Source organism: uncultured Blautia sp., assembly GCF_902497045.1.
Taxonomy (GTDB): Bacteria; Bacillota; Clostridia; order Lachnospirales; family Lachnospiraceae; genus Blautia_A.
This window is the reverse complement of sequence record NZ_CABVDF010000024.1, coordinates 1-21,266: the sequence shown is the minus strand read 5'-3', so window position 1 is coordinate 21,266 and position 21,266 is coordinate 1. Positions and strand designations below refer to the sequence as shown.

The following is a 21,266-nucleotide window of genomic DNA, read 5'->3' as shown; positions in this document are numbered from 1 at the left end:
GGGGCGGAATAAAACATACAATCGGATAACATCTCTTAAAATACATAAGACAAAACCTGAAAGATAACAATGAGAATTACATAAAGAAAGGAAAGTCTTATGGAAAATAGCACTATTTTTGATGATGTGTTCCGGACGATGCTGGAAAAGATGCCGCAGCTGGTCGTTCCGCTGATTAATGAAGTCTTTGGTACTTCCTATTCGGAAGACATTGAGATCATACAAAAGAGAAATGAACATCAGACACAAAATGGCAGGGTAATCACAGATTCCCATTTGCTGATCGCAGACAGGATCTATCATATGGAATGTCAGAGTACAGACGATTCCACTATGGTGATCCGGATGATCGAATATGATTTTGCAATCAGTCTGGAAAATGTGCAGAAGAAAAATGGCAGATATCGGATGTATTTTCCGCAGTCATGTGTCCTGTATCTGCGTGGCACAGAAAAGAAGGATGTAATATCTATGGAACTTGTGATGCCAAATGGTAATACAGTAGAATATATGGTTCCTATCGTGCAGGTGCAGAATTTTACCTGTGATGAAATATTACGGAAACATCTGCTGTTTTTATTGCCGTATCATGTAATGAGATATGAAAAAGAAAAAGATCTGGACGCAGACAGTGAAAAGATGAAAGAAATTTTTGATGAGTATCAAAAAATTGAAAAGTATTTGGAAGAGAAATTTCTCGACCGTGGAAATGAAAAAGCATACCGGGATATGATTGAGTTGATAACCCGGATTGCAGATTATGTGTTCAGGGACAAAGAAAATGTAAAGAAAGGATTTGGTGATGTAATGGGTGGAAAGGTATTGGAATTGGAATCCGATAAACTGATTCAGAAAGGAATCGAACAGGGAATCGAACAGGGAATCGAACAGGGCATTGCCATGGAACGAAAGAAAACAGAAGCTGCAGAAGAAGAGATTCAGCGTCTGAGAAAGCTGCTGGAAGAAAAGAATAACAAACAGTAATTGTGGGTGTCAAAATGATAAAAGTGGGGCGTGTGCTCCACTTTTATCTGTATAGGGAACTGATTTTAATTCAGGTCTCAGCTCCGGTCATTCTTATTATAATTATAAGTCACATATCCGCTTACCAGCATGGCAAGTTTAAAGGTCAGGGCATCCTCGAAGGTCCGCAGATCCAGACCGAATTTTTTCTGGATCTTTTCAAAACGGTACACCAGAGTGTTTCTGTGGACATAAAGCTGTCTGGAGGTTTCTGAAAGATTCAGGTTGTTTTCAAAGAATGTGCGGATGATGGCAAGGGTTTCACTGTCCAGGGAATCCAGAGATTCGTTTCCAAAGACTTCCTGAATGAACATTTCGCACACGGACACGGGAAGCTGGTAGATCAATCGTCCGATTCCCAGTTTTCGATAGCTGAATACATTTTTTTCTGAGTAAAAGATCTTTCCGATTTCCATCGCTGTTTTTGCTTCTTTGTAGGCGTTGGAAAGCTGGAGAAGATCATCGGCAGTATTGCTGTAGGAAACCCAGGCCTGAGTCATGGCTTCGGCTCCAAGCATATCTACCAGCATATGGGCGATATCCTCCAGATCTTCATCGGTTTCTGTAGAAGAAAGCTCCCGGATCACAATAATTCCTGAATCATCCACAGAGGTAATGAAGTCTTTTGTACGGGCAGAAAAAATATTTCGTATGGTGGCAAGGGCGTGTTCATCTCTCTGGCGGCGTGTTTCTACCAGAAAGACTGCCCGGCTGGCAGTAGAAGAGATATGAAGTTTTTTTGCCCGGTTAAAGGCTTCCACCTCTCCGTAGGTCCCAAGAAGAAGCTTCTGCATAAAAACATTTTTGTCGCTTTTTTCTGCATAGGCTTCCAGAAGACTTTGTACCTGGCAGACTGCAAGCTGGCTGATGGTGGGAACACTTTCTCCGCTTCCCCATACAATGAGAATATAAACAAGTTTTTCTTTGTGTATGATTTTACAGAGACAGCGGCTTGCGTTTGCCACAACCAGAGCATTTCCGCTGCGGAACTCTTCCAGCTTTTCCGCCGAAGGGAGAGATCGGGAACAGGTAGTTATAAATGTTTCGTTTTCGTTGGTGAGAAGACAGAAATCGAGTCCGCTGATGTTCTTCCAGTCCTCCATATATTTTTGTAAAGTACGCTGTATCGACATGAGAGTATCCCCTTTCTTTCTGTGGTTGGCTGATCTATTGTTCCGATATCCGGGAGAAAACTGTTTTTTCCGGCGCATCCGGAGCAGGTCCTGTAGAATGGCGTTCTATCAGCTGTGCGTGGATCAGGATCGATCCGATAGACACCTGATTCAGAATGCTGTCCATAGCATAAAAACCGCATTTTCCCAGTATGGTGCGATCCTGGCGTACTGTAGTCAGTGGAGGTGAAGTATAGGCACACAGAGGCAGGTCGTCAAATCCGATGATACTGATATCGCCGGGAACACGGTATCCTAACTGCTGACACTGAACCATGGCGGCGTTGGCAATCTGATCGTGGCTGCAGATCACAGCAGTCATTCCCATGTTCAGGAGCCGGGGCAGATGTTTTTCGATACACTTTGTTACATAGTAGGACGCACCGGCTGAATCTGCTTCTGCCTTCAGACCGTTTTGTTTCATTGCCTGAAAAAATGCCTTGTGCCGTACCTGCATAATATAGGATCCCAGAGCGCTGCTTAAATATCCGATCCTTTTGTGACCGAGTTTTTTCAGATGGGACACAGCCAGAGCCATTCCTTCGCTGTTGTCGATTCCGATAGAAGCAATAAAAGGATTGGCAGGAATATAGTTGTCATAAAGAACGGTAGGAGTATGGCTGGTCCGGAAATCCTTCATCCAGGGATCGTTCAGGGAAAAGCCAAGGACGAAAGCTCCGGTATAATCATTTTGCAGCATAAAAACATCATAAGGTGTTTTTTTCTGGAAATTCTCTGTTACAGGGATTACATCTACCACATACCCGGCAGGTTCTGCCATCTGGCGGAAACCGATGATGAAATCATAGCCGAAGTGGTGAGGTTCCTCGTATTCCATATTTTCTATGATGATGCAGAAACGTTTTGCATCATTTTTCTGTCTTCGCAGTCTGGTATAGCCCATTTCCACTGCAGTATCCAAAATTGTTTTTCGTAAAGTTTCGCTGATATCAGGGGCGTTATTGATGGCCTTGGACACAGTTCCCTTAGAAACGCCCAGTCTGTCAGCAATATCTTGAATTGTAGCCATATAAATGCCTTTCCTGGTACGGACAGAAAAATAACATGTGCCGTACCTGTATACGTTAAATAGATATTGTTTTTATTATATCGAAATACAGGAAAAAAAGCAATTATTTTGCCTGTTTTTGTTTCGTAAAATTGCATTGAAAAGAAAACTGTGTGAAAAATACACAAAAAATAAAAATGAAAAATGTGAAAAACAGAGAAAAAAAACAGGAGATATTGACGTTTTTTCTGAGCTGTTGTATATTACAAGTATCGAAACAATACGAAACAAATTAAGGAGAAAGAAAAATGGGAAAGAGAAAAGCAGCGCTTCTGCTGGCAGGAGTTCTTGCAGCAGCCGGATTTACCGGGTGCGGCAAAGCAGAAAACCAGAATTCAGAAGCAAAGGAAAAGGTACGTCTTATGGTATGGTCTCCTTCTGAGGATCAGTCCAAAGACAGTGGCCAGTGGCTCCAGAACAGCTGTGAGGACTTTGCAGAGCTTCATCCGGAATGGGACATTACGTTTGTGTATGGAATTGCTGACGAGGCAACAGCGGCAAATCAGGTGGCACAGGATCCGGAGGCAAGCGCAGATGTATTTATGTATGCCAACGATACACTGACAATTATGACAGATGCCAATGCACTGGCGAAATTTGGCGGAAGGTACAGAGAAGAAATCGAAACAACCAATTCTCCGGAGGTTCTGGAATCTCTGGTAAAGGATGGAGATCTTTACGGCGTTCCGTTTACCACAAATACCTGGTTCATGTACTATGATAAGAGTGTTTTTTCTGAGGAGGATATTAAAAACCTGGATACCATGCTTGAGAAGGGAACGGTGTCTCTTCCGTTTACCAATTCCTGGTATCTTCCTTCCTTCTATATTGGAAATGGCTGTACCCTTTTTGGAGATGGAACAGATGAATCCAAGGGAGTGGATTTTAGCGGAGAAAAAGCAGCAGAGGTAACCGATTATCTGATCGATCTGGCTGCAAATCCGAATTTTGAGATTGATGCGGACGGTTCCGGTCTTGCAGGGCTTCGTGACGGAAGCATCAATGCGATCTTTTCCGGTTCCTGGGATGCCAATGCTGTAAAGGAAGCCCTTGGAGATAACATGGGAGCGGCAGCGCTTCCTACCTTTACCTTAAACGGAGAAGAGAAGCAGATGACATCCTATGCAGGCTCAAAAGCCATTGGCGTAAATCCTTACAGCAAAAATATGGTAGCTGCTGTAGAGCTGGCAGTTTATCTGGGATCTGCTGATGCACAGAGATCACATTATGAGCTGAGAAATGTAATTCCATGTAATACAGAGCTTCTGGCAGAGGAAGCCATCGCCAACGACCCTCTGGTATCTGCACAGAACGATACCTTTAACAGGACCTCTATTCTTCAGCCGTTTGTGGCTAAGATGAACAACTGTTGGGTTCCTGTTGAGAACATGGGAAAAGGTATCCGAAACGGAAGCGTCACACATGATAATTCTGTAGCCCAGACTGAGGATATGAACGAGGCAATGAACAGCGACGGGATTTAAGAGAAGGGGATAGGAAAATGTTGAAATTAAAGAAAACAAAAGACGAATTTTCCACACCATATACCTGTATGAACGCCATAAAAAAAGGCGGTATTGAAACAAAGCTTTCCATGGTGCTGATGGGATTTGGAAATTTTGTCCATAAACAGAAAATAAAAGGGCTTCTGTATCTGGCTGTTGAAGCCGCATACCTGGTATTTATGCTGGTAAACGGCATTGGATTTTTAAGTATGCTGGGTTCCCTGGGAAGTGTTCCCCGGAAAGAAGTCTGGGATGAGGCGAATCAGGTTTATGTTTACACCCAGGGCGATCAGTCTGTACTGATTCTGCTCTATGGAGTGGCAACGGTTCTTCTTACTCTTCTGATGGTATGGGTATGGAGAGGAACTTTAAAAAGCGCTTACAAAGCAGAATGTCTGGACAAAAGCGGCCAGCATGTAAACAGTTTTGCTGAGGATGTGAAGTCTTTGCTTCACGAAAACCTGCACAGACTTTTAATGACGCCGCCAATGGCTGCCATCATGATCTTTACCATTCTGCCGCTGATCTTTATGATCTGTATGGCGTTTACCAATTACAGTAAGATCGGAAATCATCTGATGCTTTTTGACTGGGTAGGACTGGAAAACTTTAAGGCACTGTTTGATTCCAACAGTATTCTGGGAAGTACTTTCTGGTCAGTTCTTGGATGGACTCTGGTGTGGGCGTTCTTTGCAACCTTCAGTAACTACATTTTTGGTATGATCCTTGCTATGGTAATCAACCGTAAGGATACAAAAGCCAAGGGATTCTGGAGATTCTGCTTCGTACTTTCCTGTGCGGTCCCCATGTTTGTCTCTCTTCTTATTATGAGAACCATGCTTCAGCCAAACGGCGCGGTAAACGTACTTTTAAGAAATCTGGGATGGATCGGGGCAGACGCAAGCCTTCCGTTCTTTACAGATCCAACCTGGGCGAGAGTGACTGTAATTGTTATTAACATCTGGGTTGGTGTTCCCTATACACTGCTTCAGCTTACCGGTGTTCTTCAGAATATTCCGGAGGAGCTCTATGAGGCGGCAAAGGTGGACGGAGCAAATGCGATACAGAGATTTTTCAAGATCACTTTGCCTTATATGCTGTATGTGACAACTCCGTATCTGATCGTAACCTTTACAGGAAATGTAAACAACTTCAATATTATTTATCTGCTTTCCGGAGGAGATCCGGTTACGGATCTGGCATCCACAGCAGGAAAAACAGACCTGCTTGTTACCTGGCTCTATAAGCTGACAATTGATAAACAATACTACAATATCGGAGCGGTAATCGGAATTCTGACCTTTGTCATTCTGGCGGTGGGAGCGCTTCTTACTTACCGCAACAGCAAGTCCTATAAAGAAGGAGGAATTTAAAGATGGCAGCACCAAAATTCAAGTCAGCAAAAACAAAGCGTTTTGTAAACAATACTATTGTTCATGTGAGTCTGGCGATTCTGGCTTTTATCTGGGTATTCCCTATTATCTGGGTTGTACTTACCAGTTTCCGTGCAGAAAAGGGTTCTTATGTTTCTACTTTTCTGCCTCAGTCTTATACGTTGGATAACTATATTAAACTGTTTACTGATACATCGATTCTGAACTTCCCGAAGATGTTCATGAACACCCTGATCATTGCGGTTTTTTCCTGCCTGATCGCAACCTTTTATACACTGGCAGTTTCCTACTGTCTGTCAAGACTGAAGTTTAAGCTGAGAAAGCCATACATGAATATGGCAATGATACTGGGGCTTTTCCCGGGATTTATGTCCATGGTAGCTGTATATTTTATTCTTAAGGCAGCAGGACTGACAGAGGGAAATCTTATCCGCGTGGCACTGATCTTATGCTATTCAGGCGGTGCAGGTCTGGGATTCCAGATTGCCAAGGGATTTTTTGACACGATTCCTTATGCTGTGGATGAGGCTGCTATTCTGGACGGCTGTACAAAATGGCAGGTGTTCACAAAGGTTACGCTGCCGTTAAGTAAACCGATCATTGTTTATACAGTACTTACGGCATTTATGGCACCGTGGCTGGACTTTATTTTTGCAAAGGTAATCTGCCGTGCAAACTCAGATCAGTACACCATTGCCATTGGTCTGTGGAAAATGCTGGAAAAAGAATACATTGACAGCTGGTATACAAGCTTTGCGGCAGGGGCTGTCCTGATTTCCATACCGATTGCGATTCTTTTCCTTTGCATGCAGAAATATTATGTAGATGGAGTATCCGGCGCAGTTAAGGGTTAACGAAAAAGGAGAATTATGAGGACGAGACAGGAATTAAAGAGGCTATATCATTCTTCAGAATTTCAGGAAAAATATTTATATGAAGGCAGTGATCTGGGGGCTGTCTGCACAGAGGAAGGAACTGCCTTCCTTCTGTGGAGCCCTCTGGCAGAGGATGTGAGACTGTGTTTTTATAAAGACGGAGAAAAAGCTCCCTGTTACCAGATCACTTCCATGGAAAAAGAGGAAAAAGGAGTCTGGGCATACCGGACGGAGAAAAATCTTCACGGAGTATATTATGATTATGAGATTACGCTGGACGGAGAAAAGACAGTTACGGGGGATCCTTATGCAAGGGCATGTGGAGTAAATGGGATCCGCAGTATGGTCTGCGATCTGAAGAAAACAGATCCACAGTACTGGGATGAGGATAAAAGACCGGAACCCTCACCGGAAAATGTAATCTATGAACTTCATGTAAAAGAATTTTCCTGGGAAACCTCCGGTGGATTTAAAAAGGAAAACCGCGGAAAATACAAAGCGTTTACAGAAGACCATACGACTCTTTACGGAGACGGCGTACATCCTACCGGACTTGATTATCTGAAAGAGCTGGGGGTGACTCATGTACAGATCATGCCTGCATATGATTACGGCTCTGTAGATGAAAAAAGTGAAACGGATTTTAACTGGGGCTATGATCCGGTGAATTACAATGTGCCGGAGGGTTCCTATTCCACAGATCCGGAGCATGGAGAAGTACGTATCCGGGAATTTAAAGAAATGATCCAGTCTCTTCACAGAAATGGTTTTCGAGTGATCATGGATGTTGTTTACAATCACATGTATTCACTGGACAATAACCTGAATCGTACTGTGCCCTGGTATTATTTCCGTACAGATAAAAACGGAGAGATTTCCAATGGTTCTGCCTGTGGAAATGACATGGCAAGCGAGCGCCCCATGTGCGCCAGATATATTCTGGATTCTGTGCTTTACTGGGTAAGGGAATATCATATTGACGGATTCCGTTTCGACCTTATGGGACTTCTTGATGCAGAGCTTATGAACCGTATACGAAAAGAACTCGACAATATTTATGGAACGGGAGAGATTCTGATATACGGTGAGCCCTGGGCTGCCGATGAGACAGCTATGGAGGACGGAGCAGCTCAGGCTCTGAAAAGTAATATACAGCTTCTTGACAAAAATGTAGGTATATTCTGCGACGACACAAGAGACGCTGTTAAGGGACATGTGTTTGAGGCGGAAATACCGGGATTTGTCAATGGGGCAGAAGATATGGAGGATAAAATCCTGGACAGTGTAACTGCCTGGTGCAGAAAAGACGGTGCAAAGGCTCCAAGTCAGATCATTACCTATGTGTCCGCCCATGACAACTGGACGCTTTGGGATAAGCTTGAAAAAACGATTTCTGACGAAAAAGAGCGGGAGAGAGTGAACCGGCTGGCAGCAGCTGTTTATATGACCTGTCAGGGAAATCTTTTCTTTCTTTCCGGCGAGGAATTTGCCAGAACTAAGGATGGATATGAGAATACTTACAACGCGCCTATAGAACTGAACAGACTGGATTGGGAGCGGGCCTATGAATATCAGGAATTAAGACAGTATTATCAGGGCCTGATCGCTCTTCGAAAACAGCTTCCCGGACTTTGCGACAAATCAGAGGAGGCGTGGAAAAGAATTTCCGGGCAGTGGAAAGAAGACGGTGCAGTTGGATTTCTGGTGGATAACCGGGATGAAGCAAATACATGCCCCTGGAAAAAGCTTCTGATCATTTATAACAGAACAGAAAAAACAGTAACAAGAGAGCTTCCGGAAGGAAACTGGGAAATTCTTCTGAATGGAGAAAACAGTTTTCTCTGGAAGGAACCAAAAAATACACAAAAGGCAGAGGCTGCGCCGGTAAGCGCGCTGATCCTGGGACAGAGGTAAGGATATGAAGTGGATTTACGGAAAACAGGAGTTGAAAAATCTGGAAAGAGGACAGGAAAACTGTTATCTTCTTACCAATGGCTTGGGTGGATTTTCTTCCATGACCATGACAGGCTCTGTGGCAAGAAACGATCACGCTCTTCTGATGGCCTGTGTACAGGCACCCAATCACAGATACAATATGGTACATCGTCTGAAGGAAAGTCTGTGTCTGGGTGAAGAGGAAATTGTTCTTTCTTCCCAGGAGTTTGCAGACGGATATAAGGAGGAGGGCTGTCCTTATTTTTCATCTTTTGTATTTGACGATATGCCCATATGGAGATTTCTTGTTCAGGGAGTGGAGATCCGCAAGGAGATTGCCATGAAGCAGGGAGAAAATACAGTGGCAGTACGCTACAGCATCAGAAACCGCAGCAGAAAACCTGCTGAACTGAAGATTGTACCTTTTTATCAGTTTACTGCAAAGGGCAGTGAGCCGGAACCAGAGCAAAAGTTTCAGTATACGAAAAATGCAGTGATTTCCAATGGAATGACTCTCTATTTCCAGACAAACGGAACACTGGATAATATAGAAGAAATACAGGAAACATATTTTTACAGCTATGACGCCTGCGACGGACGTAGAGAGACAGGTCTTGCAAAGTCCGGACACATAATCACAGAAAGCGTTCAGCCGGGAGAGGAAAAAATCCTGAAGCTTGTATACTCCATGGAAAATGCAGATCAGGATGCAGACGTTATCATTCTGGAAATGCAGACTTACCGCAAAGCTCTGGAAGCAAAAGCGGGACTTCATAAGGAAATGGCAAAGGAGCTGGTAAAAAGCGCCAGCCAGTTTGTTTCCAGAAGGGAATCTACCAACGGAAGAACCATTCTTGCTGGATATCCGTTTTTTGAGGACTGGGGAAGAGATACCATGATCGCCCTTCCGGGGATATGTATTTCCACCGGCCAGTATGAAACGGCAAAGGAGATTCTCAGAACCTTTGCGGTCAATGAACGAGGCGGACTGATGCCGAATCTTTTTCCGGAGGGCGGAAACGACCCCCTTTATAATACGGTGGATGCGGCGCTTTTGTTTATCAACTGTGTGTATCTTTATTATCAGGCTGCCGGGGACAGAGCTTTTGTGCAGGAAATGTATCCGGTGATGGAGCGGATCATAAAGGCTTACCGGGAGGGAACCGACTATGGAATCCATATGGATGAGGATGGTCTGATCCAGTCAGGGGAAGGGCTGTGGCAGGTAACCTGGATGGACGTGCGGGTAGGAGATATTCTTCCCACGCCCCGTCACGGCAAGCCTGTGGAAATCAATGCTTACTGGTATAACGCGTTGTGTATTATGGATGAGCTTGCAGAGACAGCAGATAAAAAGGCAGTTTATACACAGCTAAAAGAGAAAGTAAAAGCTTCTTTTGTGGATAAGTTCTGGATGGATGACAAAAAATGTTTAAAAGATCTTGTTTCCGGAACAAAGGCAGATGCTCAGATACGGTGCAATCAGATCTGGGCAGTATCCCTGACCTTTACCATGCTGGACCCGGAAAAAGAACAGCAGGTAGTGGAAACTGTTTTTGAAAAGCTTTACACCCCATATGGAATTCGTACCCTGGAACAGGAAGATCAGGAATTTCATGGACTTTATCAGGGGAAAATGGAAGACAGGGATATGGCTTATCATCAGGGAACGGTATGGACGTTCCCTCTGGGAGCTTATTATCTTGCATATCTGAAGGTGAATCAGTACAGCCCGGAAGCAAAAAAAATCGTGAGAGAGCAGCTTGAGGTTATGGAAGCAGCCATGAGAGAGGGCTGTATCGGACAGCTTCCGGAAATCTATGACGGTGAAAATCCTACAAGGTCAAAGGGATGCTTTGCCCAGGCATGGAGCGTGGGAGAGATCCTGAGAGTATATGAAGCACTGGAAAAACTCTGAACATAGAATGAATAGAAAAGAGGAGACAGTTATGGAGAAATTATTAGAGCAGGTATTACAGGAAAGATATCACAAAACCATCAGGGAAGCCTCCAGTCAGGAGATTTATACAGCGCTTCTTCTGATCACAAAAGATAAAATGAAACATATGAAGCGGAATGAAGGAAAGAAAAAGCTGTATTATATTTCAGCAGAATTCCTTATTGGAAAGCTTCTTTCCAACAATCTGATCAATCTTGGTATGTTTGAAGAGACAAGAGAGGTTCTGGAAAAGAACGGTCATCACCTTACGGATATTGAGGAGATTGAGCAGGAGCCTTCTCTTGGAAACGGCGGTCTCGGACGACTGGCAGCATGTTTCCTGGATTCTATTGCAACACTGGGGCTGAACGGAGACGGTGTGGGATTAAATTACCATGACGGTCTGTTCCGCCAGACATTTGTGGATCATAAGCAGAAAGAAGAAAAGAATCCGTGGATCACAGAGGATTCTTGGCTTACCAGAACAGAAACTGCATTCCAGGTTCCTTTTAAGGATTTTACTCTGACCTCTGTCATGTATGATATTGATATTCCAGGCTATAAAAACAACTGCAACCGTCTGCATCTTTTTGATACAGATACTGTGGATGAAAGCATTATCGGCGAGGGTATCAGTTTTGACAAAAACAATATCAAAAAGAACCTGACACTGTTTCTTTATCCGGATGACAGTGATGAGGCAGGTCAGCTTCTTCGTATTTACCAGCAGTATTTCATGGTCAGCAATGCTGCACAGCTGATTCTGAAAGAAGCAGAGGATAACGGTTATGATCTCTACAGACTGTATGACCACGTGGCAATCCAGATCAACGATACCCACCCTACCATGGTAATTCCGGAGCTGATCCGTCTTCTTATGGAAAAAGGCTTTAACATGGATACGGCGATCGATGTTGTGAGAAAGACCTGCGCTTATACCAATCACACCATTCTTGCGGAGGCTCTGGAAAAATGGCCGTCTGCATATCTTGAAAAAGTGGTTCCCCATCTTATGCCTGTAATCCGTGAGCTGGATGCCCGTGTGAAAAAAGATTACAATGATGAGCGTGTAGCTATTATAGATAAGGATAACCGTGTGCATATGGCGCATATTGACATTCATTATGGATATGCGGTAAATGGTGTGGCGGCTCTTCATACAGAGATTCTGAAGGAATCTGAGCTGAAACCGTTCTACGATATTTATCCGGAAAAATTTAATAACAAAACAAATGGAATTACTTTCCGCAGATGGCTGAAGCACTGCAACCATGATCTGGCGGCTTATCTGGAAGAGCTGATCGGAGAGGAATATCTTGAGGATGCCACAAAGCTTGAAAAGCTTCTGGAGTATAAAGACGATGAGACTGTACTGAAAAAACTTCGTGAGATCAAAATGCATTCCAAGGAAGAACTGAGAGACTATCTGAAAATGACTCAGAATGTGGAGATCGATCCAGACTCAGTATTTGATATTCAGATTAAACGTCTCCATGAGTATAAGAGACAGCAGATGAATGCTCTTTATGCAATCTATAAATATAAGGAGATCAAAAAAGGAAATCTTCCGAAACGTCCGCTGACCATGATCTTCGGTGCAAAGGCAGCTCCGGCTTACACCATTGCCAAGGATATCATCCATTTGATCCTGTGCCTCCAGGAGATGATTGAAAAGGATCCTGCGGTAAATAAATATCTGAAGATCGTTATGGTAGAAAACTACAATGTAACCAAAGCAGAAAAGCTGATCCCTGCCTGTGATATTTCCGAGCAGATTTCCCTTGCTTCCAAGGAAGCCTCAGGAACCGGAAATATGAAATTTATGCTGAACGGTGCAGTGACTCTGGGAACAGAGGACGGCGCAAACGTAGAGATCCATCAGCTTGTAGGAGATGAGAATATTTATATTTTCGGAAAACGTTCTGAGGATGTAATCCGTCTTTATAAAGAGGAAACCTACAGTGCAGAGACTCTTTATCAGGAAGATGAAATGATTCGTGAGCTGGTTGACTTTATTAAGGGAGAAGAGCTGGAAACTATCGGAGATATGGAAAATCTGGAAAGACTTTATAAGGAAATCCGCTCCAAAGACTGGTTTATGGCTCTGCTGGATGTAAAAGAATATATTCAGACAAAAGAAAAAATGCTGGCAGATTATGAGGATGAGGAAGCATGGTCCAGAAAAGCTCTGGTAAATATTGCAAAGGCCGGATACTTCTCTGCAGACCGTACTATTGCCGAATACAACCGCGATATCTGGAAGCTGTCATAAAGAGGTGGCTTATGAGAGAATCAGGAATTTTGATGCCGGTGTCCGCTCTTCCCTCCAATACAGGAGTGGGAGAGCTGGGAGCCGACACCTTTCGGTTTATTAAAAATCTGAAAGATACAGGGGTAAAAATCTGGCAGATCCTGCCTCTGAACCCGGCAGGCTATGGAAACTCTCCATATCAGCCTTATTCCTCCTGCGCCGGAGATGAAATTTATATCAGTCTGGAAGAACTGCATAAGCAGGGGCTTCTGAATACAGCACCTGAGACATTTTGTAAGGATGCGGCAAAGGTGGATTATCAGGCGGTGAGAGAATGGAAGGAGCCTTATCTCCGGGAAGCCTTCAATAACTTTCAGGAGACAGAGGATTATCAGAAGTTCGTGGAACAGCCCTGGGTAAAAAGTTACGGAATGTTCCGTGCATTAAAAAAAGAAAACGGAAACCGCTGCTGGAACCAGTGGAAGGATGAGGACAAGAGCTGGCCGGAAACAGGCGCAGAGGTTCCTGCTCATGTGAAGGAAGAGGTTCAGTACCAGATGTTCCTTCAATATGTTTTTTACTGTCAGTGGATGGCAGTGAAAAAAGCGGCTAATGACATAGGAATCCGCGTTATGGGAGATGTGCCCTTTTATGTGGGCGTGGATTCTGTGGATGTGTGGGCCGGCAAGGACAACTTCCTTTTGGATACAGACGGATGCCCTGTTTTTATTGCAGGAGTTCCCCCTGACTATTTCAGCGCCACAGGTCAGAGATGGGGAAATCCGATTTATGACTGGGATTATCTGAAAAAGAATGATTATCAGTTCTGGATTGACCGGATCGGATACAGCAGCAAACTGTTTGATATGATCCGTATTGATCATTTTCGTGCCTTTGACACCTTTTGGAAAATTCCGGCAGAATGTCCCACTGCCATTGAAGGAGAATGGATCGAGGCTCCCGGCTTCGAAGTGCTGGACATGCTTACAGAAAAGCTTCCGGAAGTGGAACTGATCGCAGAGGATCTGGGAGATCTCCGTCCGGAGGTTCTTACCTTAAAAGAACATTATCATCTGAAGGGAATGAAGGTTCTGGAATTTGTCCTCGATACTTCAGGCAAATATGCAGTGGACAGTTTCCCGGATGAGAAAAATATGATCATCTATACCGGAACACACGACAACAGTACGCTGATGGAATGGTATCAGGAGCTTAGTGGTCCGTCCAGAAGAAAGCTTCGCCGTTTTCTGAAAAAACAGGGCATCAAAAACGGTTCCGTACAGGACAGGCTTCTGGAATATACCTGGAAAAGCAAAGCGGAGTACGCAATTGTTCCTCTTTCTGATATTCTTGGAATGGGAAAAGAAGCACGACTGAACACTCCGGGCACCGTGGGAAGCCCAAACTGGGAATGGCGGATGCCGGATGGTGACAGGATAGAAGCAGGACTTAAAAAATATGCCGGACATCTGAGAGAAAGGAAATAACATATGGAATTTACCGGGGTTTATCATAAAACTTCAGAGCAGATGAGCTATCCGTACAATGAAAACCAACTGATTGTAAACATAAAAACCGGTTATGATGTCAAACGGGTCTTCATACATTATGGAGACCCGTTTGATGCAGGTATTCTGGGCGGAAAAGAAAAATGGACTGGAAAACGAGAAGAAATCTGCTACAAAAAGCGGCTGAAGCATCAGCTTTGGTGGACAACCACTCTGGAGCCGCCGTATAAAAGATGCAAATATTATTTTGAGCTTCAGACAGACAAGGAAACCTGGTATTACTTTGAGGACGGATTTCTCACACAGGAGCAGCTGCATATGGACGGAAGAATGCTCCAGTGTTTTATTGTTCCCTGGATGAATCCGGCAGATCTGAACAGAACGCCGGAATGGGTGAACGATACGGTATGGTATCAGATTTTTCCGGATCGCTTCTGCAATGGAACACCGGAGAAAAATACAGAGGATATCCTTCCATGGAGAACCGGATCAGTTACCAACAAAGAGCGGTATGGGGGGAATCTTGCCGGAATCCGTCAGAAGCTGGGGTATCTGGAGGAGCTGGGCATCAATGGAATTTACCTGAATCCTGTTATGGAAGCGGAATCCAATCATAAATACGATACAACGGATTATGAAAAGATCGATCCGGCCTTTGGAGATGAGAAGGAGTTTTCTCTTCTGGTAAAGGAAGCTCATGATCACGGTATCCGTGTGATGGTGGACGCAGTATTTAACCATTGCGGGCCAAAGTTCGCGCCCTGGCTGGACGTGCAGGAAAAGGGGCGGGCTTCCGAATATGCGGACTGGTTTATGATCAATGACTGGAGTGACATTAAGAAAAAGGCAGATACCAGGGACGGACGTTTTTATTCCTTTGCCTTTGCGGACGGAATGCCAAAGCTGAATACCAATAACGAAAAAGTGCAGGAGTATTTCTGTGCTCTCTGTGAAAAATGGATCCGTGACTATGATATTGACGGAATCCGTTTTGATGTTGGAAATGAGATTTCACACAGTTTTCTCAAAAAAATGAGAGCTCGGGTGAAAGGACTGAAGCCGGATATTTATCTTCTTGGCGAAATCTGGCATGACGCAAGCCAGTGGCTTATGGGAGATGAGTATGATTCTGTTATGAATTATCCTCTGATGAGTGGCATTCATGACTTTTTTATTGATAAAACAATGACAAAACAAGACTTTGAATATACAGTCAATCACTGTTATACTATGTACATGCAGCAGTGCAACAATGTACTTTTTAATCTTCTGGATTCCCATGATACGGAGAGGCTGATGAACCGTTTCCATGATCTGGACATCTTTTATCAGCAGCTTTCGGTGCTGTTTACCATGCCGGGAAGCCCCTGCATTTACTATGGAACAGAAATCGCAATGGAGGGCGGGCATGATCCGGACTGCAGAAGATGCATGCCCTGGCAGGAGCTGGATTCAGAGGAAAACAGACAGCGTATAGCAGAAATGAAAAAGCTGATTTCTCTGAGAAAGCAGGAGCCTTCTTTTAAAAGCCTGTACTTTCATTTTCCGGGAAAATATCAGGAGAAACGCTGTGTGGAATATATTAAGCTGGATGAACAGAATCATAAAATTGAAGTGCTGCTGAACTGCTCGGAAGATTACATAAAAGTAGAAGAACAGGGAGAAATCCTTTTTGCCCGTGGCTATATGGATGGAAGCCTTGCAAAAAACGGAACTCTCATACGAAGGATTTAACAGGAGGAAATGGATATGAACAATAAAAAATGGTGGCAGAATTCTGTGGTTTACCAGATTTATCCCCGAAGCTTTCAGGACAGCAACGGGGATGGGATCGGAGATATCCAGGGGATTATAAAAAGGCTGGATTATCTTCAGGAGCTTGGCATTGACGCTGTCTGGCTGTCTCCGGTATGTAAATCTCCCCAGGATGACAATGGCTATGATATTTCCGATTATCAGGATATTGATCCCATGTTCGGAAATCTTGACGATATGGAGCAGCTGATCAATGAGGCAAAAAAGAGAAATATCCGTATTATTATGGATCTGGTGCTGAATCATTCCTCTGACGAGCACCGCTGGTTTACTGAGGCGAAAAAGAGCAAGGATAATCCTTACCACGATTACTATGTGTGGCGTGACGGCGAGGAAGGCGTGTATCCAAATGATATGAATTCTGTATTCGGCGGTCCGGCCTGGGAGTGGGTGCCTGAGTTAAAGCAGTATTATTTTCATCAGTTTTCCGTAAAGCAGCCGGACCTGAACTGGGAAAATCCAAAGCTCAGAAGAGAAATCTATGACATGATCCTCTGGTGGATGGACAAAGGTGTTGGCGGTTTTCGCCTGGACGTGATCGACCAGATCGCCAAGGAGCCGGATCTTAAGATCACCAACAACGGTCCAAGACTTCATGAGTTTATTCAGGAGTTAAGCAGAGAAACCTTCCAGAAAGGAGATCTGATCACAGTGGGAGAGGCCTGGGGCGCAGATATTGACAGGGCCAAGCTTTACAGTAAGCCGGACGGCAGCGAGTTCTCCATGGTGTTCCAGTTTGAGCATATGATGCTGGATCAGGAGCCGGGAAAAGAAAAATGGGATTTTTGTCCCCTGCCTTTTGTGAAGCTGAAAAAATGTCTGGAAAAATGGCAGAAGGAGCTTCACGGATGCGGCTGGAACAGTCTTTTCTGGGATAACCATGACCTTCCCAGGATTGTATCACGCTGGGGTAATGACAGGGAATACAGGGTGGAATCAGCAAAAATGCTGGCGACCATTCTTCACGGAATGGAAGGAACTCCTTATGTATATCAGGGTGAGGAACTGGGGATGACGAACGTACGCTTTGCTTCCATTGAACAGTACCAGGATATCGAGATCAGAAACATGTACAGAGAGCGCCTGGAAAAGGGCTATGCAGAAAAAGATATTATGGAATCCATTTATGCAAAGGGCCGTGACAATGCCAGAACTCCTATGCAGTGGGACGATACAGAAAACGCAGGCTTTACAACAGGAACGCCATGGATTGGTGTGAATCCAAATTATCAGGAGATCAACGCTCAGAGCCAGATTGATGATGAAAATTCTGTTTTCCATTATTATAAAAAGCTGATTCATCTCCGTAAAGAAAACAGCATTTTTGTTGACGGTGATTTTACATTGCTGCTGCCGGAAGACGAAAATATTTTTGCTTATGTGCGGGAATATGAAGGCAGGAAGCTGCTGGTGGCAGCAAACTTTACAGATCAGGAAGTTTCCTGTGAGAGTCTGGAATTGTGGAAGAGCGGTAAGACTCTGATCCGTAATTATAAAGATGAAATCTCCGGGACAATGTTTCGGCCGTATGAAGCCTTCATAAAATTATTTTAAAAGGCGGTTTGGCTGATTCCCGTTTCTTAACAAACAGAAATTTCTGCACTTCAAAGAGTTGTTGATTTTGCTTGAAATAAATGATTTTTTCTGGTAATATTTTAACATATTAAACAAGGGAAGGTGCAAGTCTGTGAGCCAAAAGATTCCTATTGAGACTTCTGCCAGACATATTCATCTGTCTCAGGAGGATTTTCAAATATTATTTGGGGCGGATGCCCGGATGCATTATACAAAAGAACTGAGTCAGCCGGGGCAGTATGCCTGTCAGGAACGCCTGACTGTGATCGGTCCAAAAGGAAGCTTTGAGCATGTGATCGTTCTGGGACCCTGCAGATCAGTGACGCAGGTGGAAATTTCTGTAACAGATGCCAGAAAATTGGGAATTCCTGCTGTGATCCGCCAGTCCGGCGATATTGCAGGAACTCCGGGCTGTATTCTTGCCGGTCCCTGCGGACAGGTGGAATTAAAAGAGGGTGTGATCGTGGCAAAAAGACATATTCACATGACGCCCAGTGATGCAATTCGATGCCATGTATCTGATAATGAGAATGTATTTGTGATCACCAGCAGCTATGAACGTTCACTGATTTTTTCTGATGTAGTAGTTCGGGTAAGTCCGTCATTTCGGCTAGCCATGCATGTGGACACAGACGAGGCCAATGCTTTTGCAAACGAAAAGGATCCAAGCGGTGTGATCCTGAAGCTGTTTGGAGGAAGTACCTATAATCTGCAGTCCTGGGCAGAAGAACTGCAGCAGGGAATTTACCGCTAAAAGAAAAATCTGGAATAAGAATCCTGTAAAGGTTCTGTTCCAGATTTTTTTAGATAAAACAGAACATAAAAACACCCCTGAGATTTCTCAGGGGTGCAATCATTTCTGTATTAGTTTGTGATAACCAGTTCAGATTCTTTGTCAAAGAAGTGTGCTTTGGACATGTCAAAGTCAAATCTGATCGGATCACCGGTTTTTGCTGTTGTACGAGGATCAACGCGGGCTGTGATCTGAGTTCCGTTTACGTCGAAGTACAGGAATACTTCAGCGCCAAGAAGTTCATAAACCTTAACTACAGAAGACATAGTACCATTAGCAGAATCTGCCACGTCTTCAGGACGGATACCCATAACAACTGTTTTGCCTACATAACCTTTGTCTTTCAGGACTTTAGCTTTGTCTGCCGGAATAACAACTTCATCAGAACCAATCTTAGCAACAAGATCAGCACCGTTTTCTTTGATCTCAGCGTCCAGGAAGTTCATCTGCGGGGATCCCATGAATCCTGCTACAAACAGGTTGCCTGGTTTCTGATACAGATTCTGTGGAGTATCTACCTGCTGAACAACACCATCTTTCATAACAACGATTCTGGTACCAAGAGTCATAGCCTCGGTCTGGTCATGTGTTACATAGATGATAGTAGCGCCCAGTCTCTGGTGGATTTTGGAGATCTCGATACGCATCTGTACACGAAGTTTAGCATCCAGGTTGGAAAGCGGCTCATCCATAAGGAATACTTTAGGATTACGAACGATAGCACGACCCATGGCAACACGCTGTCTCTGACCACCGGAAAGAGCTTTCGGCTTACGATCAAGAAGTTTTTCAAGGTCGAGGATTCTTGCTGCTTCACGAACCTGCTGATCAATCTGGTCCTTTGGAACTTTACGAAGTTTCAGACCAAATGCCATATTATCATAAACAGTCATATGAGGATACAGAGCGTAGTTCTGGAATACCATTGCGATATCACGATCCTTTGGCTCTACATCGTTCATAACTTTGTCACCGATCTTAAGAGTACCGCTGGAAATTTCTTCCAGTCCGGCGATCATACGAAGTGTGGTAGATTTACCGCATCCGGACGGACCTACGAAGATGATAAATTCTTTGTCTTCGATTTCAAGGTTAAAGTCTTTAACAGCCTCGAAACCATTTGGATAAGTTTTGTTAATGTGAGATAATGATAAACTTGCCATTTAAATTTCCCTCCAGGTAATATTTGTATGAAATAGTTTTTGCTCTTGTTTTGAACTGAATTCAGTATAACCAAAAGAAGGTGTATCTTCCAGAGAAGAATCATACAAAGATTTCAGAGGTTTGTTGACAGATTGACGAAAAGGCAATATTTATTGTGCAGACTGTCCATGATGACATGTTTCGTATCAGACTGGCTCCATGACCAGACGGCGTTCATTCAGGAACATGCCCTGAAGATTTTCTGCATGGAAACGACGCTGAAACAGGTCGCATTTGCAGAGAAAAAGATAATAAATATTCAGGCCGCAGTCGTTGAGAGTTTCAAAATTCCCCTGTCCTTTGGCAATGATCAGATCTGCATCATAAAGAAGTTCACGGGCTTCTGCATTGATTCCGGGGATCCATGTACCGCCTACATTGCTGCCGTTGCCGATCACCTTTACCAAATCAGTAAGTCCGATTTCTTCTGCGTCCTCCATAGTGGCATCATTCACTACCGGGTATCCCCGGACGATCACTGTGATATCCAGATCCGGGTACTGTTCCTTCAGGATTCTTACAGCCAGTTTATCCAGAACCACTTCTCCGCAGTTATCAGTGAGGTAGACAAGTTTTCTGGCAGAGGAAAGATCCCGGAGAAAATTTTCGTACTCTTTTTCATCTAGAGCTTCTGAGCTTTTTTCATCAAGAAGAGTAATGACAGTGGACTGGTCAACGTTGGAAAGAGCGGCAAAGTCAATATAATTTCCGATACGTGCATAGAGAAGCGCCTTTTCCAGAGGATCGTTTGCTTTTCGGATCTTATCTTCTATAGAGGCTTCCATATTCAGCATAAGCTGATTGAATTCTTTTTTGATCTTTGTGAAATCTTCCATAGGACAGTTCCAGAAGCTGCTGTAAAGCTTCTGTATATCCACAGAAAGACTGGGGGCACAGTCGTTTTCTTCTGTGTTGGCTATCAGCGCCATTACTTTTTTCATGTATTCGGTTTTCTTCTCCATATCCGGATAATGACGGATCTTTTGTTCCTGTTTGTTCAGTGCACAGCACATACAGAATGGGTTCAGTTTCATTTGTAGTTCCTTTCCTGACCTATTTTTGTTAAAATATCTATGATTTATTATAAGTCATCATAGAAAGAGGGGCAAGTGGCAACATGAGGGGCAGTATTTGAGCTTTCTGGCATACGAACCTTATTGCAGCTTTGTATATAAAACAGGATTATTCAAAAAATAGGGTATTCAGTAA

15 protein-coding genes are annotated in these 21,266 nt (G+C 43.8%); 11 read left to right on the top strand and 4 right to left on the bottom strand.

Going from position 1 to position 21,266, the window contains the following annotated elements; all coding sequences use genetic code 11:
• The first annotated feature begins 99 nt into the window (after positions 1–99).
• Positions 100–984 (top strand): hypothetical protein, encoded by an 885-nt coding sequence (locus RDS42_RS03610; protein ID WP_308782427.1) that lies wholly within the window; start codon positions 100–102, stop codon positions 982–984.
• A gap of 77 nt (positions 985–1,061) precedes the next feature.
• Here RDS42_RS03610 and RDS42_RS03605 read toward each other — a convergent pair whose 3' ends face one another.
• Together RDS42_RS03605 and RDS42_RS03600 are read right to left on the bottom strand one after the other, a co-directional pair.
• Positions 1,062–2,156 (bottom strand): helix-turn-helix domain-containing protein, encoded by a 1,095-nt coding sequence (locus tag RDS42_RS03605; RefSeq protein WP_308782426.1) that lies wholly within the window; start codon positions 2,154–2,156, stop codon positions 1,062–1,064.
• 34 nt (positions 2,157–2,190) lie between these two features.
• On the bottom strand, positions 2,191–3,225 hold the full coding sequence (locus RDS42_RS03600; RefSeq protein WP_308782425.1) for a LacI family DNA-binding transcriptional regulator: 1,035 nt from the start codon (positions 3,223–3,225) through the stop codon (positions 2,191–2,193).
• 287 nt (positions 3,226–3,512) lie between these two features.
• Here RDS42_RS03600 and RDS42_RS03595 point away from each other — a divergent pair, with 287 nt between their 5' ends.
• From RDS42_RS03595 to pduL, 10 genes are all read left to right on the top strand, one after another.
• Positions 3,513–4,748 carry an extracellular solute-binding protein gene (locus RDS42_RS03595; protein WP_308782424.1) on the top strand — a complete coding sequence of 412 codons (1,236 nt, stop codon included), beginning with the start codon at positions 3,513–3,515 and terminating at the stop codon, positions 4,746–4,748.
• Positions 4,749–4,765: 17 nt separating this feature from the next.
• Positions 4,766–6,142: a sugar ABC transporter permease gene (locus tag RDS42_RS03590; protein WP_308782423.1), complete on the top strand. Its 1,377-nt coding sequence runs from the start codon at positions 4,766–4,768 to the stop codon at positions 6,140–6,142.
• Between the two features lie 2 nt (positions 6,143–6,144).
• Positions 6,145–7,017, top strand: a complete 873-nt coding sequence (locus tag RDS42_RS03585) for a sugar ABC transporter permease (RefSeq protein WP_308782422.1) — start codon at positions 6,145–6,147, stop codon at positions 7,015–7,017.
• Positions 7,018–7,032: 15 nt separating this feature from the next.
• Complete coding sequence (gene pulA / locus RDS42_RS03580) at positions 7,033–8,952, top strand: type I pullulanase (protein ID WP_308782421.1); 1,920 nt, start codon at positions 7,033–7,035, stop codon at positions 8,950–8,952.
• A 4-nt stretch (positions 8,953–8,956) separates the two neighbouring features.
• On the top strand, positions 8,957–10,891 hold the full coding sequence (locus RDS42_RS03575) for an amylo-alpha-1,6-glucosidase (RefSeq protein WP_308782420.1): 1,935 nt from the start codon (positions 8,957–8,959) through the stop codon (positions 10,889–10,891).
• Between the two features lie 31 nt (positions 10,892–10,922).
• Entirely contained in the window at positions 10,923–13,184 is a 2,262-nt protein-coding gene (locus RDS42_RS03570; protein ID WP_308782419.1) for a glycogen/starch/alpha-glucan phosphorylase, read from the top strand.
• Positions 13,185–13,195: 11 nt separating this feature from the next.
• Positions 13,196–14,650, top strand: a complete 1,455-nt coding sequence (gene malQ, locus RDS42_RS03565; protein ID WP_308782418.1) for a 4-alpha-glucanotransferase — start codon at positions 13,196–13,198, stop codon at positions 14,648–14,650.
• Positions 14,651–14,653: 3 nt separating this feature from the next.
• Entirely contained in the window at positions 14,654–16,405 is a 1,752-nt protein-coding gene (locus tag RDS42_RS03560) for an alpha amylase N-terminal ig-like domain-containing protein (protein ID WP_308782417.1), read from the top strand.
• A 9-nt stretch (positions 16,406–16,414) separates the two neighbouring features.
• The gene (locus RDS42_RS03555; protein WP_308782416.1) at positions 16,415–18,040 is read left to right on the top strand and encodes an alpha-glucosidase; all 1,626 of its coding nucleotides are present in this window, start codon (positions 16,415–16,417) and stop codon (positions 18,038–18,040) included.
• Between the two features lie 133 nt (positions 18,041–18,173).
• Entirely contained in the window at positions 18,174–18,815 is a 642-nt protein-coding gene (pduL, locus tag RDS42_RS03550) for a phosphate propanoyltransferase (RefSeq protein WP_308782415.1), read from the top strand.
• A gap of 110 nt (positions 18,816–18,925) precedes the next feature.
• Here the strand turns inward: pduL and RDS42_RS03545 are convergent, their stop codons facing one another.
• Entirely contained in the window at positions 18,926–20,017 is a 1,092-nt protein-coding gene (locus tag RDS42_RS03545; RefSeq protein ID WP_308782414.1) for a sn-glycerol-3-phosphate ABC transporter ATP-binding protein UgpC, read from the bottom strand.
• 186 nt (positions 20,018–20,203) lie between these two features.
• Entirely contained in the window at positions 20,204–21,091 is an 888-nt protein-coding gene (locus RDS42_RS03540) for an ARMT1-like domain-containing protein (RefSeq protein WP_308782413.1), read from the bottom strand.
• Positions 21,092–21,266 lie beyond the last annotated feature (175 nt).